This is a genomic window from Nitrogeniibacter aestuarii (assembly GCF_017309585.1).
GTDB classification, from domain to species: domain Bacteria; phylum Pseudomonadota; class Gammaproteobacteria; order Burkholderiales; family Rhodocyclaceae; genus Nitrogeniibacter; species Nitrogeniibacter aestuarii.
Window position 1 is genome coordinate 2,277,960 of record NZ_CP071321.1, and the last position, 17,670, is coordinate 2,295,629.

13 protein-coding genes and 2 tRNA genes are annotated in these 17,670 nt (G+C 59.2%); 11 read left to right on the forward strand and 4 right to left on the reverse strand.

What is annotated here, in order from left to right; all coding sequences use genetic code 11:
- Positions 1-51 precede the first annotated feature (51 nt).
- Complete coding sequence (locus J0W34_RS10445) at positions 52-1,974, reverse strand: PrkA family serine protein kinase (RefSeq protein ID WP_227814589.1); 1,923 nt, start codon at positions 1,972-1,974, stop codon at positions 52-54.
- Positions 1,975-2,344: 370 nt separating this feature from the next.
- Here J0W34_RS10445 and tig point away from each other — a divergent pair, with 370 nt between their 5' ends.
- The 8 genes from tig (at position 2,345) to J0W34_RS10485 (ending at position 10,775) form a co-directional block, all read left to right on the forward strand.
- Positions 2,345-3,649, forward strand: a complete 1,305-nt coding sequence (tig, locus tag J0W34_RS10450) for a trigger factor (RefSeq protein ID WP_227814588.1) — start codon at positions 2,345-2,347, stop codon at positions 3,647-3,649.
- A 41-nt stretch (positions 3,650-3,690) separates the two neighbouring features.
- Positions 3,691-4,311 carry an ATP-dependent Clp endopeptidase proteolytic subunit ClpP gene (clpP, locus tag J0W34_RS10455; RefSeq protein ID WP_227814587.1) on the forward strand — a complete coding sequence of 207 codons (621 nt, stop codon included), beginning with the start codon at positions 3,691-3,693 and terminating at the stop codon, positions 4,309-4,311.
- Positions 4,312-4,331: 20 nt separating this feature from the next.
- Complete coding sequence (gene clpX / locus J0W34_RS10460; RefSeq protein WP_227814586.1) at positions 4,332-5,600, forward strand: ATP-dependent Clp protease ATP-binding subunit ClpX; 1,269 nt, start codon at positions 4,332-4,334, stop codon at positions 5,598-5,600.
- A gap of 87 nt (positions 5,601-5,687) precedes the next feature.
- Positions 5,688-8,105 carry an endopeptidase La gene (gene lon, locus J0W34_RS10465; protein ID WP_227814585.1) on the forward strand — a complete coding sequence of 806 codons (2,418 nt, stop codon included), beginning with the start codon at positions 5,688-5,690 and terminating at the stop codon, positions 8,103-8,105.
- A gap of 183 nt (positions 8,106-8,288) precedes the next feature.
- Positions 8,289-8,561 (forward strand): HU family DNA-binding protein, encoded by a 273-nt coding sequence (locus J0W34_RS10470; protein WP_227814584.1) that lies wholly within the window; start codon positions 8,289-8,291, stop codon positions 8,559-8,561.
- A gap of 29 nt (positions 8,562-8,590) precedes the next feature.
- Positions 8,591-8,666, forward strand: a tRNA-Val gene (locus tag J0W34_RS10475).
- A 23-nt stretch (positions 8,667-8,689) separates the two neighbouring features.
- A tRNA-Asp gene (locus J0W34_RS10480) sits at positions 8,690-8,766 on the forward strand.
- 104 nt (positions 8,767-8,870) lie between these two features.
- On the forward strand, positions 8,871-10,775 hold the full coding sequence (locus J0W34_RS10485; RefSeq protein ID WP_230971607.1) for a SurA N-terminal domain-containing protein: 1,905 nt from the start codon (positions 8,871-8,873) through the stop codon (positions 10,773-10,775).
- A 69-nt stretch (positions 10,776-10,844) separates the two neighbouring features.
- Here the strand turns inward: J0W34_RS10485 and fabI are convergent, their stop codons facing one another.
- Complete coding sequence (gene fabI, locus J0W34_RS10490; protein ID WP_227814582.1) at positions 10,845-11,636, reverse strand: enoyl-ACP reductase FabI; 792 nt, start codon at positions 11,634-11,636, stop codon at positions 10,845-10,847.
- Between the two features lie 114 nt (positions 11,637-11,750).
- Between fabI and J0W34_RS10495 the strand changes: the two genes are divergently transcribed.
- The 3 genes from J0W34_RS10495 to J0W34_RS10505 are packed head-to-tail and all read left to right on the forward strand — an operon-like array spanning position 11,751 to position 16,293.
- Entirely contained in the window at positions 11,751-13,934 is a 2,184-nt protein-coding gene (locus tag J0W34_RS10495) for an ABC transporter substrate-binding protein (RefSeq protein ID WP_230971663.1), read from the forward strand.
- Positions 13,934-14,911 carry an ABC transporter permease gene (locus J0W34_RS10500; protein ID WP_230971608.1) on the forward strand — a complete coding sequence of 326 codons (978 nt, stop codon included), beginning with the start codon at positions 13,934-13,936 and terminating at the stop codon, positions 14,909-14,911. Before J0W34_RS10495 ends, J0W34_RS10500 begins: the two co-directional genes overlap by 1 nt.
- Positions 14,908-16,293: an ABC transporter permease subunit gene (locus J0W34_RS10505; RefSeq protein ID WP_230971609.1), complete on the forward strand. Its 1,386-nt coding sequence runs from the start codon at positions 14,908-14,910 to the stop codon at positions 16,291-16,293. The genes J0W34_RS10500 and J0W34_RS10505 overlap by 4 nt, the downstream gene beginning before the upstream one ends.
- A gap of 14 nt (positions 16,294-16,307) precedes the next feature.
- On the opposite strand, the gene J0W34_RS10510 is transcribed toward J0W34_RS10505, so the two are convergent.
- Both J0W34_RS10510 and J0W34_RS10515 read right to left on the reverse strand, forming a co-directional pair.
- Positions 16,308-16,868, reverse strand: a complete 561-nt coding sequence (locus tag J0W34_RS10510) for a putative metalloprotease CJM1_0395 family protein (protein ID WP_230971610.1) — start codon at positions 16,866-16,868, stop codon at positions 16,308-16,310.
- A 66-nt stretch (positions 16,869-16,934) separates the two neighbouring features.
- Positions 16,935-17,648 (reverse strand): dienelactone hydrolase family protein, encoded by a 714-nt coding sequence (locus J0W34_RS10515; protein WP_230971611.1) that lies wholly within the window; start codon positions 17,646-17,648, stop codon positions 16,935-16,937.
- Positions 17,649-17,670 lie beyond the last annotated feature (22 nt).

Below are 17,670 nucleotides of genomic sequence, written 5' to 3' on the forward strand. Positions count from 1 at the left end.
CGGGCAGGGCCGCAAGGGCCTGCCCGCCATGTTGCTACCGTCGCGCGATGCTTACGACGACTTGCGCACGCGCAGATACCACTCGCACAGCAGGCGGACCTGCTTCTCGGTATAGCCTTTTTCGATCATTCGATTCACGAAGTCCTGATGCTTTCGCTGCTCGTCGGCACTGGACTTGGTGTTGAAGCTGATCACCGGCAACAGGTCTTCCGTGTTGGAGAACATCTTCTTCTCGATCACGGCGCGCAGCTTCTCGTAGCTCGTCCAGCTCGGGTTCTTGCCGCTGTTCTGAGCTCGTGCGCGCAAGACGAAGTTGACCACCTCGTTCCGGAAGTCCTTCGGGTTGCTGATGCCGGCCGGCTTCTCGATTTTCTCCAGTTCATCGTTGAGCGCATTGCGATCGAGAATTTCGCCCGTGTTTGTGTCGCGATATTCCTGATCCTGAATCCAGAAGTCAGCGTAGGTGACGTAGCGATCGAAGATATTCTGGCCGTACTCGGAGTAGCTTTCCAGATACGCGGTCTGGATCTCCTTGCCGATGAATTCGGCGTAGTGCGGGGACAGATACTCCTTGATGAAGGCACGGTAGCGGCCTTCCGTCTCCGGCGGGAACTGCTCCTGCTCGATCTGCTGCTCAAGCACGTACATCAGGTGCACCGGGTTGGCGGCGACCTCTCGGTGGTCGAAGTTGAACACGCGGGAGAGCACCTTGAAGGCGAAACGGGTCGAGAGGCCGTCCATACCCTCATCGACGCCCGCGTAGTCACGGTACTCCTGGTATGACTTGGCCTTGGGATCCGTGTCTTTCAGGCTCTCGCCGTCATAGATGCGCATCTTGGAGAAGATGCTGGAGTTCTCCGGATCCTTGAGACGCGAGAGCACGGCAAACTGAGCCATCATGCTGAGCGTGTCCGGCGCGCACGGTGCTTCGTTGAGCGAACTCTCGCGCAGCAGTTTGTCGTAGATGCGAATCTCGTCCGAGACACGCAGGCAGTACGGGACCTTGACGGTGTAGATCCGGTCCAGGAAGGCTTCATTGTTCTTGTTGTTCTTGAAAGCAGCCCATTCGGACTCGTTCGAGTGCGCCATGATGACGCCATCGAACGGAATCGCGCCGAAGCCTTCGGTGCCCTTGTAGTTACCTTCCTGAGTGGCGGTCAGCAGGGGGTGGAGCACCTTGATCGGCGCCTTGAACATCTCCACGAACTCGAGCATCCCCCGGTTCGCCAGGCACAAGCCGCCCGAGTAGCTGTAGGCATCCGGATCGTCCTGAGAGAAGGACTCGAGCTTGCGGATATCGACCTTGCCCACCAGTGACGAGATGTCCTGGTTGTTCTCGTCACCCGGTTCCGTCTTTGCGACGCCGACTTGTCGCAAAACCGACGGGCGCAGCTTCACCACTCGGAATTTGGTGATATCGCCACCAAATTCATGCAGGCGTTTGACTGCCCACGGGCTCATGATGGTGTTGAGGTACCGGCGCGGGATACCGTAGTCGTCCTCGAGCAACTGGCCGTCTTCCTCCGGGTTGAACAGCCCGAGAGGCGACTCGTTGATGGGAGAATCCTTGATGGCGTAGAAAGGAACATGCTCGATGAGCTTCTTCAGTTTCTCCGCTAGCGAGCTCTTGCCACCGCCCACCGGGCCAAGCAGGTACAGAACCTGCTTCTTCTCTTCCAGACCCTGGGATGCGTGTCTGAAGTACGACACGATGTTCTCGATGGCTTCCTCCATACCGTAGAACTCGCGGAAGGCGGGATAGCGTTTGAGGATCTTGTTGGAAAAGATGCGGGAGAGTCTCGGGTCTTCGCGGGTGTCGATCAGTTCCGGTTCGCCGATGGCCATCAGCATGCGTTCAGCTGCCGTGGCATAAGCGCTCTGATCGGTCTTGCACAGATCGAGATATTCCTGGAGCGACATCTCCTCTTCGCGTGTCGCTTCGAAGCGGGCTTGATAGGCGTTAAAGATGCTCATGACTCGTCTCCTGGAAATTGCTTTGAAAGCGGGCTCGTCGACGAAAGCGTGTCGGCCTGACTGCTTGATACCGTCATTGCGGACGGGTCAACCATACAACGGTGTGCTAACGATTTGCTTGAAGTCATTTTCGTCCCCGAGATGTTCATTGTGCTCAACCGTAGGAGGCAGGAAGGTCGTTACTGGTTCCCGCTCCACACCGATCTTTTGCAAGAACTGTGCAAGCTCCTATCGCAGGTCCGGCACCGATCGACGGAGAACAGAATGGAAGGGTGTGCTGTGTTAAGATTCTCGTTTGCCTTTACTTAACGTAGAGCCAACCTTGGGCCTGTGCCAGCGAGGTCGGCAGTCATTTATTTCGGGAACTTTCATGGAAACCAATCAGGAAACCACCAACGCACTTGAGCGCCGTATCGATCTGTCCATCTCTGTCGAGACCATCGAGGCGCAAGTGCAGGCTCGTCTGAAGCACCTGGCACGCACCGTGAAGATGCCGGGCTTCCGTCCGGGCAAGGTGCCCCTCAAGATGGTTGAGCAGACCCACGGCGGTCAGGCTCGTTCCGAAGCCCTTGGCGCAGCCATCGAGCAGGCCTTCGGCGAAAAGATCCAGGAAGAAAAGCTTCGCGTGGCGGGCCAGCCGCGTATCGAGCCGAAAGAGGGCAGCCCCGAAGGCGCCATGGAATTCACCGCCGTTTTCGAGGTGTATCCGGAAGTGACCATTGGCGAGATGGGCGACAAGCAGATCGAGCGTCCGACTCTGGAAGTGAGTGATGCCGAAGTCGACAAGACGATCGACGTGCTGCGCAAGCAACGCACCACCTATGACGCCGTTGAACGCGAAGCCAAGGCTGACGACCGCGTGACCGTCGACTTCACCGGTCGCAAGGACGGCGAAGTGTTCCAGGGCGGCGAAGCCACCGATTTCCCCTTCGTGATCGGCGCGGGCAGCATGCTCAAGGAATTCGAAGAAGCCGCCATCGGCATGAAGACCGGCGACACCAAGAAATTCAACATGACCTTCCCGGAGGACTATCACGCCAAGGAACTGGCGGGCCAGGAAGTCGAGTTCGAGATCACCATCAAGGAAGTCGGCGAGGCCAAGCTGCCTGAGGTTGACGAAGAGTTCGCCAAGAGCCTTGGCGTTGAAAACGGTGATGTCGCCAAGATGCGCGAGGAAGTCAAAGCCAATCTCGAGCGTGAAGTCTCCCGTCGGATCAAGGCCCGCGTCAAAGAACAGGCCATGGACGCACTGCTCGAAGCCAATCCCATCGACGTGCCCCAGGCGCTGGTTGGTCGCGAGGCCGAAGCCATGGCGCAGAATGCCCGTCAGGACATGGCTCAGCGTGGCATGCAGGTCAAGGACCTGCCGATCTCTGCCGATTGGTTCATGGACCAGGCAGTTCGTCGCGTGAAGCTGGGTCTGGTGCTGGCCGAACTGGTCAAGACCAAGGAACTCTTCGCCAAGCCCGAACAGGTGCGCGCCCTGGTCGAAGATTTTGCCCAGAGCTACGAAGACCCGCAGGAAGTCATCGACTGGTACTACACCCAGCCGGATCGCCTGCAGCAAGCTGAAGCCCTGGTGATCGAAGACAACGCCGTTGAGTGGGTGCTCGCCAACGCCAAGACCGAAGACAAGGCCGTGGACTTTGACGAGCTCATGGGCTCTGCGGCATGATCGAAACACACCAGTAACATTTGATCCAAAGAGCGTGGAAGATGATGAGTGAATGGAACCCCGAGGCACTTGGCCTCGTCCCTATCGTGGTTGAACAGAGCGGTCGTGGTGAGCGCTCATATGACATTTACTCGCGTCTTCTGCGCGAAAACGTCATCTTTCTCGTGGGCCCCGTCAATGACGCGACCGCCAACCTGATCGTCGCCCAGATGCTGTTCCTTGAGTCCGAAAATCCGGACAAGGACATCTACTTCTACGTCAACTCGCCGGGTGGTTCCGTTACGGCAGGCATGGCGATCTACGACACCATGCAGTTCATCAAGAACGATGTGAGCACCCTGTGCATCGGCCAGGCGGCCAGCATGGGCGCGTTCCTGCTGGCTGCAGGCGCCAAGGGCAAGCGTTTCTGCCTGCCGAACTCGCGTGTGATGATTCACCAGCCACTGGGCGGTTTCCAGGGCCAGGCTTCTGACATCGAGATCCACGCCAAGGAAATCCTGACCTTGCGCGAGAAGCTCAACGGCATGCTTGCTCACCACACCGGTCAGCCGATCGAGCAGATCGAAAAGGACACGGATAGGGACAATTTCATGTCCTCCGAGCAGGCAATGAACTACGGTATTGTTGACAAGGTACTCAGCTCGCGTGCTGATGTGGCCTGAAGACTGAACGAGAGGAAGTCATGACAGAGAAGAAAACGGGTGGCGAAAAGCTGCTGTACTGCTCGTTTTGCGGCAAGAGCCAGCATGAAGTGCGCAAGCTGATTGCAGGCCCGTCTGTCTTCATTTGTGATGAGTGCATCGAGCTGTGCAACGACATCATCCGTGATGAACTCGCGGTGGAGCAGGCAGGTGGTGAAAGCGGAGGCGATCTGCCGACGCCGAAGGAAATCTTCGACATCCTGAATCAGTACGTGATCGGCCAGGCCCAGGCCAAGCGGATCCTGGCGGTGGCGGTTTACAACCACTACAAACGCCTGCGACACATTGATGGCACCAAGGACGAAGTCGAACTGGCGAAGAGCAACATTCTGCTCGTAGGTCCGACCGGCTCCGGCAAGACCTTGCTCGCCCAGACGCTTGCGCGTTTGCTCAATGTCCCGTTCGTGATGGCGGACGCGACCACGCTGACCGAAGCCGGTTATGTGGGTGAGGATGTCGAGAACATCATCCAGAAGTTGCTGCAAAAGTGCGACTACGATGTAGAGAAGGCCCAGCAGGGCATCGTTTACATTGACGAGATTGACAAGATCTCGCGCAAGTCCGACAACCCGTCGATCACGCGTGACGTATCGGGTGAGGGCGTTCAGCAGGCGCTGCTCAAGCTGATCGAAGGCACCGTAGCCTCGGTGCCGCCGCAAGGTGGGCGCAAGCATCCCAACCAGGACTTCGTCCAGATCGACACCACGAACATTCTGTTCATCTGCGGTGGTGCGTTCGACGGGCTTGAGAAGGTCATTCGTGACCGGACCGAACAGTCCGGTATCGGTTTCGGCGCCGAAGTGCGCAGCAAGAAGGAAAAGTCCGTTTCCGAGACGTTCCGACAGGTGGAGCCCGAGGATCTGGTCAAGTTCGGCCTGATCCCCGAATTCGTCGGTCGTCTGCCGGTCGTTGCCACCTTGCAGGAACTTGACGAGGAAGCGCTCGTCACAATCCTGACTGAACCGAAGAACGCGCTGGTCAAGCAGTACGGCAAGCTGTTCTCGATGGAAGGGGTTGAACTCGAATTCCGTGAAGCTGCCTTGCGTGCAATTGCGCGCAAAGCGCTCAAGCGCCGTACTGGCGCACGTGGCCTGCGCTCGATCCTGGAGGGCACGCTGCTGGACGTCATGTACGATTTGCCGGGTATGGAAAACGTGGAGAAAGTCGTGATCGACGATGGCGCGATCGATGGCTCCTCGCAACCCGTGATCGTCTTTGCCGATCAGCAAAAGGTCGCTGGATCGAACTGATCGGGGTGCGCCGTCGGTACAAGGCGGCCTTGAAAACCAATCATGAGCCCATATATGGGCTCATGACCCCAATCAAAGGAACAAAACATGTCTGGCATCCAGGAATTGCCGCAAGGGCAGACGGAGCTCCCGCTGCTGCCGTTGCGCGATGTGGTGGTATTCCCCCATATGGTGATCCCACTGTTCGTGGGTCGTCCCAAATCCATCAAGGCGCTCGAAAACGCCATGGACGATGGAAAGAGCATCCTGCTGGTGGCGCAAAAGTCTGCCGCTCAGGATGAGCCGACTGCCGAAGATCTCTATACGACCGGCTGTATCGCCAACATTCTTCAAATGCTGAAACTGCCTGATGGCACCATCAAGGTGCTGGTTGAGGGCGTTCAGCGTGCCCAGATCGATGAGGTGATCGATCACGGCGCGGTTTTTTCCGCCAAGGCGACGCCAGTACCGGTTGAAGATGGCGGCACGCATGAAGTCGAAGCCATGCGTCGCGCGATCATCGCGCAGTTCGATCAGTACGTGAAACTCAACAAGAAGATTCCGCCCGAGATCCTCACCTCCCTGGGTGGCATCGAAGAGCCGGGTCGTCTCGCCGATACCATCGCCGCGCACCTGCCGCTCAAGCTCGAGCAGAAGCAGGACGTGCTGGAAATGACCGATGCGGTCGAGCGCCTTGAAAAGCTGCTCTCCCAGCTCGAATCCGAACTCGATATCCTGCAGGTGGAAAAGCGTATCCGCGGTCGCGTCAAGCGCCAGATGGAGAAGAGCCAGCGCGAGTACTACCTCAACGAGCAGGTCAAAGCCATCCAGAAAGAACTGGGTGAGGGCGAAGACGGTGCCGATCTTGAAGAGCTCGAACGCAAGGTCAAGGCGTCGGGCATGAGCAAGGAGGCACTGGGCAAGGCGAATGCCGAGCTCAAGAAGCTGCGTCTCATGTCGCCGATGTCAGCGGAAGCCACCGTGGTCCGGAATTTCATCGAGACCCTGGTTGGCCTGCCCTGGAAAAAGCGCTCGCGTATCCACAAGGATCTGAAAGAAGCTCAGAAGGTGCTCGATACCGAGCACTACGGTCTTGATCGAGTCAAGGAAAGGATCCTCGAGTATCTTGCCGTGCAGCAGCGTGTCGACAAGCTCAAGGGTCCGATTCTGTGCCTTGTTGGCCCTCCGGGTGTCGGCAAGACTTCGCTTGGACAGTCCATCGCGCGTGCCACAAACCGCAAGTTTGTCCGCATGTCTCTGGGTGGCGTGCGTGACGAAGCCGAGATCCGTGGCCACCGCCGTACCTACATTGGTTCGATGCCGGGCAAGATCCTGCAAAACATGACCAAGGTCGCGGTCAAGAACCCGTTGTTCCTCCTCGATGAGGTCGACAAGATGGGGCAGGATTTCCGCGGAGATCCGTCCTCAGCCTTGCTTGAAGTGCTCGATCCCGAGCAAAACACCACGTTTGTCGATCATTACGTCGAAGTGGAGTTCGATCTGTCGGATGTGATGTTCGTGGCCACCGCCAACACACTGAACATCCCGGCTCCGCTGCTCGACCGCATGGAAGTCATTCGCCTGTCCGGTTACACGGAAGACGAAAAAGTCAGCATTGCCGAGCGCTATCTGGTGCCCAAGCAGATGAAGAACAACGGTCTCAAGAAGACCGAGATGACCATCACTGACGACGCCATGCGCGACATCGTGCGCTACTACACCCGCGAAGCCGGTGTGCGTAGTCTCGAGCGGGAAATCTCGAAGGTGTGCCGCAAGGTCGTGCGTAACCTGCTGCTGCGGTCCCGCAAGAGCAAGGTCGTGGTCAACGCCAAGAACCTGGACAAATACCTGGGTGTCCGTCGTTACACCTTCGGTGTGGCGGAAAAGGAAAACCAGGTGGGGCAGGTGACTGGGCTGGCCTGGACCGAAGTCGGTGGCGAGTTGCTCACTGTCGAGGCGGTCGCGTTGCCGGGCAAGGGCAAGATCATCAACACCGGCAAGCTCGGTGAGGTGATGCAGGAGTCCATCCAGGCCGCACTGTCGGTCGTGCGCCGTCGTGCCGCTTCACTCGGGATTGAAGAAGACTTCTATCAGAAGAAGGATATTCACATCCACTTGCCGGAAGGCGCCATCCCCAAAGATGGCCCGTCGGCAGGCAGTGCGATCACGACATCACTTGTTTCGATTCTCACGGGTATTCCGGTGCGTTGCGATGTGGCGATGACGGGTGAAATCACGCTTCGTGGCGAGGTCCTTGCCATCGGCGGCCTGAAAGAGAAGCTGCTCGCAGCGGTTCGTGGTGGCATCACCAAGGCCCTGATCCCTGAAGAAAACGTCAAGGATCTGGTGGATATCCCGGAAAACATCAAGAACGCACTCGAGATCGTACCGGTTCGCTGGATCGATCAGGTGTTGAGTCATGCGCTTGAGCGTGAGCCGGAGCCCTTGCCGCCAAAAGCGGATGAGGGCGCCCCGGTCGCCAGCAACGACAAGGGTGATCCCGACCACAGTGTGACTGCACACTGAAACAGAAAAGAACGGCCGCATTTGCGGCCGTTTTTTTGTGCCTTGATCACGCTGCACCGCGCCTTGACACCAATAAAAAGCGCGGGCTATAACCGTCATGCACCTGAGGCTGAAACTTCTCTGTCATCTTTGTCAGAGCCTACCTTGATGTGTAACCACACCAAATAGAAAAGGGGACATTCTGTGAACAAATCCGAGTTGATCGACCAAATTGCCGAAGACGCCGATATCTCCAAGGCGGCGGCCGGACGTGCGCTGGACGCTGCCATGGGGGCCGTTACAAAAGCGTTGAAAAAAGGTGGCACCGTCACCCTCGTCGGCTTTGGTACCTTCTATGTCGGCAAGCGCGCTGCACGCACCGGCCGTAATCCGCAGACCGGCGCAGCCATCAAGATCAAGTCGGCTAAAGTTCCCAAGTTTCGCGCTGGCAAAGCGCTCAAAGATGCAGTAAACTAGCGCGCTTTCGGGCCTGAGGCCCGATGCGCGGGTGCTTAGCTCAGTTGGTAGAGCGTCGCCCTTACAAGGCGAATGTCGGCGGTTCGAACCCGTCAGCACCCACCAGCGCGACTCAGTCAAAACGCGCAGGAGTGGTAGTTCAGTTGGTCAGAATACCGGCCTGTCACGCCGGGGGTCGCGGGTTCGAGCCCCGTCCACTCCGCCAACAGAAAGAAAAGGCGAGCTAGAAAGTTCGCCTTTTTTTTGATCTAGCGCCTTCCGGGTTAAACTCCCGTCTTTCTTTCATTCCCAAGCAATCTGGCCGATTCCATGTTCGACGCAGTTCGCAACAACAAACGTGTCGCGCAAGTGGTTCTTGCGCTCATCTCGATCACCTTTGCCTTCTGGGGCGTCGAGTCTTACTTGAATGACCGCGCGACGGCAGGCGAAGTCGCCTCGGTCGGTGGCACCAAGATCACCATGGGTGAGTTCCAGCGCGCCTTGCGCGAGCAGCAGGATCGCATGCGTGCCCAAAGTGACCAGCCGATCGATTCCAGTACGTTCCAGTCGCCGTTGTTCAAGCGCGCCGTGCTCGACAATACGATCAACCAGCGTGTTCTCGCCCTCTACGCCGCGGAAAGCGGTCTTGCTGTCCCGGACGAATTGTTGCGTCAGACGATTGCGGGCATTCCCGCATTCCAGGAGGACGGTCAGTTCTCCATGGAGCGGTATGAGCGTGCTGTTCGTTCCCAGGGGATGACCGTACAGGGTTTCCAGGAGCGTTTGAGAGCGGATCTCGCCAACCAACAAGTCATTGACGCGGTTAGTGGTGGCGTGATCGTGCCAACGTCGGTGGCTTCCCGCTTTCTTGAGACACAGTTGGAAGAACGCACTGTCCACATGGTTCAGTTCAACGCTGAAGACTACAAGCAGAAGGTGTCAGTGGATGAGGCGGAACTGAAGGCGTACTACGACGAAAATATCAGCGAATTTTCAGTCCCCGCGCGACTCAAGGCGGCCTACGTGGTATTGACGCCCGAGGCAATCAAGGCACAGATCTCCATTTCGGACGAAGAGCTTCAAGCGGCTTACGACGCGCGCAAGGCGGCACTCGAAGTTCCCGAGGAACGCAAAGCCAGTCACATTCTGATCGAGGTGCCGGCCGGTGCCAGCGATGAGCAGGTGGCAGCGGCGAAAGCCCGCGCGCAAGGTCTGCTGGATAAACTCAAGGCCGACCCCGCTTCATTTGCTGCACTGGCCAAGGCTGAATCTGATGACCCGGGTTCGAAGAGCGACGGCGGCAACCTCGGCTTTTTTGGGCGGGGCGCCATGCTGCCCGAGTTCGAAGACGCGGTCTTTTCGGCCAAAGCGCCGGGTCTGATCCCCGAGATCGTGAAAACCGAGTTCGGATTTCACGTAATTCAGCTGGATGAGATTCGCGCTGCATCTACACCCGGGTTCGCGGATTCGAAGGACCGGATCCGTGATGAACTGGTCGAAGAGGCAGCCGGCCGGCGCTTTGCCGAGGTGGCCGAGCAATTTGCAAACATGGTCTATGAGCAGCCTGACAGCCTCGCGCCGGTCGCCGAGAGCTTTGGGCTCGAGATCAAGACCACCTCGGAGTGGATTGTGGCCGACGATACCAAGGTCGGCGACTTCGAGAGCGCGGCATTGGTCAAGGCATTGTTTTCGGACGATGTCTTCAATGACAAGCACAATACCGACGCCATCGACCTGGGCGACAACCGTCTGATCGCTGCCCGTGTGGCAGAAGAAGAGCCGGCGCATCAGCGCAGCTTCGACGAGGCCAAGACCGAAATCGAAAAGCTCGTCCGCACGCGTAAAGCCGCCGCGCTTGCCGTACAGGAAGGTGAAGAGAAGTTGGCCAAACTCCAGGCGGGTGATGCGGTTGAACTCGATTGGGGTGCCGATTTCACGATTCAGCGTGGCGTGCCCAGTCTTCCCCCGATTCTGATGCAGCCGATCTTTGCCGCCGATGCGCAAAAACTGCCGGCGTATACCGGGGTGGCGATGTCCGGGGCCGGATATGCCTTGTTCCGAGTGGATGCCGTCAAAGCGGCTGAAGTCACGAAGGACGATGAACGTATCAAAGCCATTCAGGAACAGTACGGCCAGATGCTGGGCAACCAGGACCTGCGGGCTTTCCTGAACGCACTGCGTTCCAAATACGACGTGAAGATCAACGCTGCCGCGCTGGCGGAAGGCGAAAGTTGATCGCGTGGTTCGTGCCAACAAAAAGCCCGGCGAATTGGCCGGGCTTTTTGTTGCACACCGTCCGCCGAATCAGGACTGTTCGGCGTTACCCAGGGCGGTGGTGTTGAACCCGGCATCCACGTACATGATCTCGCCGGTGATACCGCTGGCCAGATCGGAACACATGAAGGCGGCAGCATTACCGACTTCATCAATGGTGACGTTCCGGCGCAGCGGCGCATTGCGTTCGTTGAAGGCCAGCAATTTGCCAAAGCTGCCGATGCCTGACGCCGCCAGGGTCTTGATCGGACCGGCGGAAATGCCGTTAACCCGCGTCCCTTCGGGGCCGAGACAGACCGCCATGTAGCGCACGGAGGCTTCCAGACTCGCCTTGGCCAGACCCATGATGTTGTAGTTGGGCATGGTGCGCACCGCGCCCAGATAGGACAGGGTGAGCAGGGAACCGTTGCGGCCTTGCATCAGCGGGCGCGCCGCCTTGGCCAGCGCGGGGAAGCTGTAGGCGCTGATTTCCTGGGAAATGCGGAAAGCGTCGCGAGACAGGCCGTTGAGGAAGTCCCCCTCAAGGGCGTCGGTCGGCGCAAAAGCGATCGAGTGGACCACGCTGTCAACGCCGCCCCAGGTATCGCCCAGCTGCGAGAACAGGTCGTCGATCTGTTTGTCTTCCTGAACGTCCAGCGGCAGGATGAGTTCGCTTCCAAAATCCGCGGCCATCTTGCTGACGCGATCACGGAAACGGTCATTCTGATAGGTGAAAGCCAGTTCAGCGCCCTCGCGGTGCATGGCTTTCGCAATGCCATAGGCGATCGAGCGGTTGCTGAGCAAGCCGGTGATCAGGATCCGTTTGCCGGATAGAAACCCCATTTTTCTTCGTCTCCATTGAGCAGATCGGCGGATTATAGCTGATACCCAACCCGTGACGGCAGACCCGAAACGCCTTGATGCCTCAATTGGCACGCTTCAGATACACTCATGTGCATGCTTCGACTGCACGACCTGCTCATCCGGCTGCCTGCGCTTGTCCTGATTCCAGCCCTGGTGGTCGGCTGCGTTCAGGTGTGGAATGACCCCTATCCGTCGGACGAGTCGGCGGAAAACATCCTCTATTCGGCCTTCACCAACAGGCCTAAACACCTTGACCCGGTGCAGTCCTATTCGTCGGATGAAGCCACCTTCCTGTACCAGATCTACGAGCCGCCGCTCCAGTACCACTATCTCAAAAGACCCTACGCGCTGATTCCGGGGACGGCAAGCAGCATGCCCAAGGTGCTGCGTTTCGGTGCTGATGGACAGCCGCTAGCCGCGTCCGCGCCGAATTCGGCGGTCGATTATTCGATTTACGAAGTGTCGATCAAGCCGGGGATTCTGTTTCAACCGCATCCGGCGTTCGCCACGACACCGTCGGGTGCTCCAGCCTATTTTCCGATCGATGAGACGACACTGGCTTCGGCGGACAGTCTGGGCGATTTTCAGCACACCGGAACGCGTGAGCTCGTCGCGGACGATTACATCTACCAGCTCAAGCGCCTGGCGCACCCCGGGCTCCATTCACCGATCCTCGAGTTGATGAGCGGATACATTCCGGGGCTCAAGCGCTTGCACGAAAGCCTGGCCGAAGTGGCCAAGGCGAACCCGGATGGCTGGCTGGATCTTCGCGAGTATGAGTTACCCGGGGTCGAGCGGGTCGATCGGTATACCTATCGCATCCGGGTCGAGGGCGCGTATCCACAGTTGCTGTACTGGATGAGTATGCCGTTCTTTGCGCCGATCCCCTGGGAAGTGGATCGCTTCTTCGCCCAGTCTGGCATGGCGGAGAAGAACTTCACGCTGGACTGGTGGCCGGTCGGCACAGGCCCCTTCATGCTGGTGGAGAACGACCCGAACGCGCGCATGGTGCTGGCGCGTAATCCGAATTTCCGTGGCGAGACGTATCCCTGTGAAGGCGACCCCGAAGATGTCGCCGCCGGGTTGGTCAAGGACTGCGGCAAGGCGATTCCCTTCATTGATCGCGCGGTATTCACCCGCGAGAAAGAGAGCATCCCCTACTGGACGAAATTTCTGCAGGGTTACTACGACGCATCGGGTGTCTCGTCCGACAATTTTGATCAGGCGGTTCAAATGGGGGCCGAGGGCGAAATCGGGCTGTCGGACGACATGAAAGACAAGGGCATCGAGCTCATGACCTCGGTTGCGCCCTCGACCATGTACATGGGTTTCAACATGCTGGACCCGGTGGTGGGGGGCTCGAGCGAGGCTGCGCGCAAGCTGCGTCTTGCCATTTCCATTGCCATCGACCAGGAAGAGTTCATCTCGGTGTTCCTCAATGGGCGCGGTACTGCGGGGATGAATCCGATTCCGCCGGGCATCTTCGGTGCCGAAACGGGTGAGGCCGGGATCAATCCGTATGTGTATGACTGGAAGGACGGCCAGGCGGTGCGCAAGCCGGTCTCCGAAGCCAAGCAACTGCTGCGCGAAGCGGGCTACCCGAACGGCCGTGACGCCAAGACCGGCGAGCCCCTTGTGGTCTATCTCGACACCACCACCGGTGGGTTTGGGGAAAAGGCGTACTCCGACTGGCTCCTAAAGCAGTTCCGAAAGATCGATGTCCAGCTGGTGGTGCGGTCGACTGACTGGAACCGGTTTCAGGACAAGTTGCGCAAAGGCAGCGCACAGCTGTTCTTCCTGGGTTGGAACGCCGACTATCCGGACCCGGAGAACTTCATGTTCCTGCTCCATGGGCCCCAAAGCCGTGTCGAGACGCAGGGCGAGAACGCGGCAAACTACAAGAACGACCGTTTCGACGCCTTGTTCGAGCAGATGAAGGCCATGCGCGACGGGCCTGAGCGGTTGGCCATCCTGCGGGAAATGAACCGGATCATTCAACATGACGCGCCCTGGGTGTATGCCTTTCATCCCAAGTCTTACGTGCTGCAGCACGCCTGGGTCGAGAACCGGAAGCCGGGTCAGATTATCCGTAATACCCTGAAATACCAGCGAATCGATGTCGAAGAGCGCGCCCGTATGCGGGCCCAATGGAATCAGCCCGCGATGTGGCCGCTGGTGCTTCTGGGGGCTCTGGTGCTGCTGTTCGCCTGGCCCGCGTGGCGACGCTACCGCGCGCATGAAACGGCGACTGCCCACACCCCGGGAGGCCTGCGCTGATGTTTGCCTATCTGTTTCGTCGTTTGCTCTACGCGCTGCCTATTCTGCTGGGCGTCAACATCATCACCTTTGCGCTGTTCTTCGTGGTCAACACGCCCGATGACATGGCGCGCATGCAGCTTGGTACCAAACGCGTCACGCCCGAAGCCATCGAGCGCTGGAAAGCGGACCGCGGCTACGACAAACCCTTGTTCTTCAACGAGAGCGCTTCCGGGGCCCAGGCGCTGACCGACACGGTTTTCTTCGACAAGTCGATTCGGATGTTTGCATTCGATTTCGGACGTGCGGAAGACGGGCGAGACATTGCGCGTGAAATCAGGATGCGCATGGGGCCATCCCTGGCGATCGCCATCCCGACATTCATTCTCGGGCTGGTGGCATCTGTCAGTTTCGCGCTGATGCTGGTTTTCTTTCGTGCCACACCGCTCGATTTCTGGGGCGTGGTGATCTGCGTCGCCATGATGTCCATATCCAGTCTGTTCTACATCATTGGCGGCCAGTGGCTGATCTCCAAGGTGTGGCATCTGGTGCCGATCAGCGGCTACGACGGCGGGCTCGATGCCCCTCGTTTCCTGATTCTGCCGGTGCTGCTCGGTGTGATTTCGGGCATCGGGAGCAGTACGCGCTGGTACCGCACGATTTTCCTTGAAGAAATCTCCCGCGATTACGTGCGCACCGCGCGGGCCAAGGGGCTGTCGGAGCGCGTGGTGCTGTTCCGTCATGTGCTCAAGAACGCCATGATTCCGATTCTCACTGGGGTGGTGGTGGTCATTCCCATGCTGTTCATGGGGAGTCTGATCATCGAGTCCTTTTTCGGCATTCCCGGTCTGGGCAGCTATACCATCGATGCGATTCAGTCCCAGGATTTCGCCGTCGTGCGCGCCATGGTGTTCATCGGGTCGGTGCTGTACATCATCGGTCTCATGGCGACGGATGTTTCCTATACCTTCGTCGATCCTCGGGTGCGGCTGCAATGATCGAGCACGGCTTCGACCCCGTCCTGTTGTGGACCGACGCACTGTTCTTCATGCTGCTGCTGGCCTTTGCGGCCGGATTGACGCATGCCTGGCGCAGTCCGCCGCTGCGCGTGCAGTGGCAAAAGGTGACGCGACGGGCCACAGGCATGTCGTCGATCGTCATTTTGAGTGCATTTTTGCTGATCGCGGTGCTCGACAGCCTGCATTTCCGGGCCGCTTTACCGCCTGCTGAGGGCGCGACCGACGTCGTGTACTCCACCGAAGTGAGCAGCGTGCTCGATCTGGTGCTCGCACGCCAGAGAGCCGAAGCCGAACGCACCTATTCGGCGCCGCTCGCCACCCACGCCTACGTCAAGGAAACGGTCGAGCTGCCCGATGGCACTCAGACGCGCTCATACCCGCGGCTCAAATACGGTGGTGAATATCTTGATGATACGGATGCCCACCACACGGGCGACATCCTGGCCAAACTGCTCGATGGCATTGGCTACGGGGCCATGATTTCGGCTGCCGCCCTGGTGATCGTCGGCTGGGGCGTCGGGGGGCCGGGGAAGTTGTTGCGCGGTCAGACACGCAATGCCTGGCGTGCGGCGTGGGTCACCTTGTCAGTCCTGGCCTTTGCCGGCGGCGTTCTGTTCTCGCTGGCCCAGGGTTACCACGTGTTCGGCACCGACAAGGTGGGTCAGGATGTACTCATGCTCACCCTCAAGAGTGTGCGTACCGCCATCATGATCGGCACCCTGACCACCCTGGTCACCATGCCACTGGCCATTGCGCTGGGCATTCTGGCCGGCTATTTCGGTGGCTGGGTGGATGATGTCATTCAGTACATCTACACGGTGCTCAATTCCATTCCGGGCGTGTTGCTCATTGCCGCAGCGGTGCTCATGATGCAGGTGTTCATCGAACTGCATCCGGAGTGGTTTTCTACGGCGGCCGAGCGTTCCGACGCTCGCCTGCTGGCCTTGTGCATCATTCTGGGCATGACCAGCTGGACGGGTCTTTGTCGATTGCTGCGCGGTGAAACACTCAAGCTCCGGGAACTCGAGTATGTGCAGGCGGCCCGGGCCTTCGGCGTGCCGACAGTCAAGGTGTTGATGCGGCACATCCTGCCCAACCTCATGCACATCGTCCTGATTGCGATGGTGATGGATTTTTCCGGGCTGGTGCTGGCCGAAGCCGTGCTCTCGTACGTGGGTATTGGCGTCGATCCGAACATGGCCAGTTTTGGCACCATGATCAACGCCGCCCGCATGGAGCTGGCGAGAGACCCCATGGTGTGGTGGTCGCTGGCCGCCGCCTTTGTCTTCATGTTCGTGCTGGTGCTGGCCGCAAACCTGCTGGCTGATGTGGTCCGGGATGCCTTCGATCCGCGCGGGTAAGTGCGAGGCCGTGCTCAGGCGAACAGATTGACGCTCGGCGCGCTTTCGTTGATCTTGGTGTAAGCGTTGATGGCTGCGCTCAGCTGACTGGTGGCGCCGTCTGCACCGTTGGCCGCATTGCCTTGTCGAGCCAGCTCCTGCTGCGCCTGTGCCTGCATCTGTGCCGCCTGGGCTGCAACCCGGTAGTCCTGGGCTGATGGGTCGACCGGTGCCATGGCGGCACGTCGAATCTGGTCGGCTTTTCGAATCGTCTCCTCAGGCGTCCGACCGGGCGAGACATCGATCTGCACTTCGCCACCAACGGCATACATCTTGCCATCGGGGCCTTTCACCATATCGAAGTTGGCGCCGCTCTGGGCCAGACCGCCGGATGCTGCCAGATGGGCCGCCTCGTGGGCACGCACCCGGGTGTCGGTGGCGGCCAGTTCTTCGACTGAGGGCCCGCTCGACATCGCCTTGTCTGCGTCCTCGTCCGCCTGGCGGGCACTGCGCGCGGGTGCCGCCGCCCGATCAAGGTCGGGGCGGCTGGCGGCAACCTGAAAACTCGCAGCAGAAGCAGTGAGGCTCGAAATCATCACACACCCACGTGGCGCAACGGCACTTGTAGTGAGTCTAGTGACTGATTTTCACCAAAAATAGGGTCAGAGAGGCTTCGATGCGGGAGAAGCTTCAGTCGGATTGCTATCCGCTGCCTTGGCAGGACGGGGTGGAGGCAGAACCTCGCAGAACCATTTGGCGGCCAGGGTCGTGACGGTCTCCAGGGTGCCGGGCTGGCTGAAGCTCTCGTCGGCGCCGCCCACGTCCTGCCAGTGCTTGCTCGCCCTGATGAGGTCAAAGGCGCGACGCACCATGTCGCGCCCCGGGTCGTTGCGACCGACGACCACATGAACCGGCACGGTCACGTTGCCGAGTGGGCCCGCACCGGCCAGATCAAGTCGACCGCCGCGGCAAAACAGGGCATCAAAACCTTCTTCGAGTCGAGCGGCCGCGCGCACGGCAGCGCCGCTACCGGTGCCGCTGCAGAACAGTCCGCGCGCGAGACCGTCGAGCGGCGGTTGATGGTCGACCCAGTCCAGTGCCGATTCGAGGCGTGTGGCAAGCAGTGGCGTATTGAATCGAATGTCCGGGTCGCGCGCTTCTTCGTGCACGGTGAGCAGATCGACGAGGAGTGTGGCGAAACCCGCCGCCTGCATCTGGTGGGTCACATAGGCCTCGCGCGATGTCTCATGACGGCCCGCCGAGGTCTGGGTGACGATGATGAGACCACGCACGTCGGGTGCGTGGGCAAGGAGGGCGCCCAACCAGACGGGGCCAGCGGGCAGGCTCAGTTCGATATTGCGCAACTTCATGCTCATGAGCGGATACGTTACACCTTAT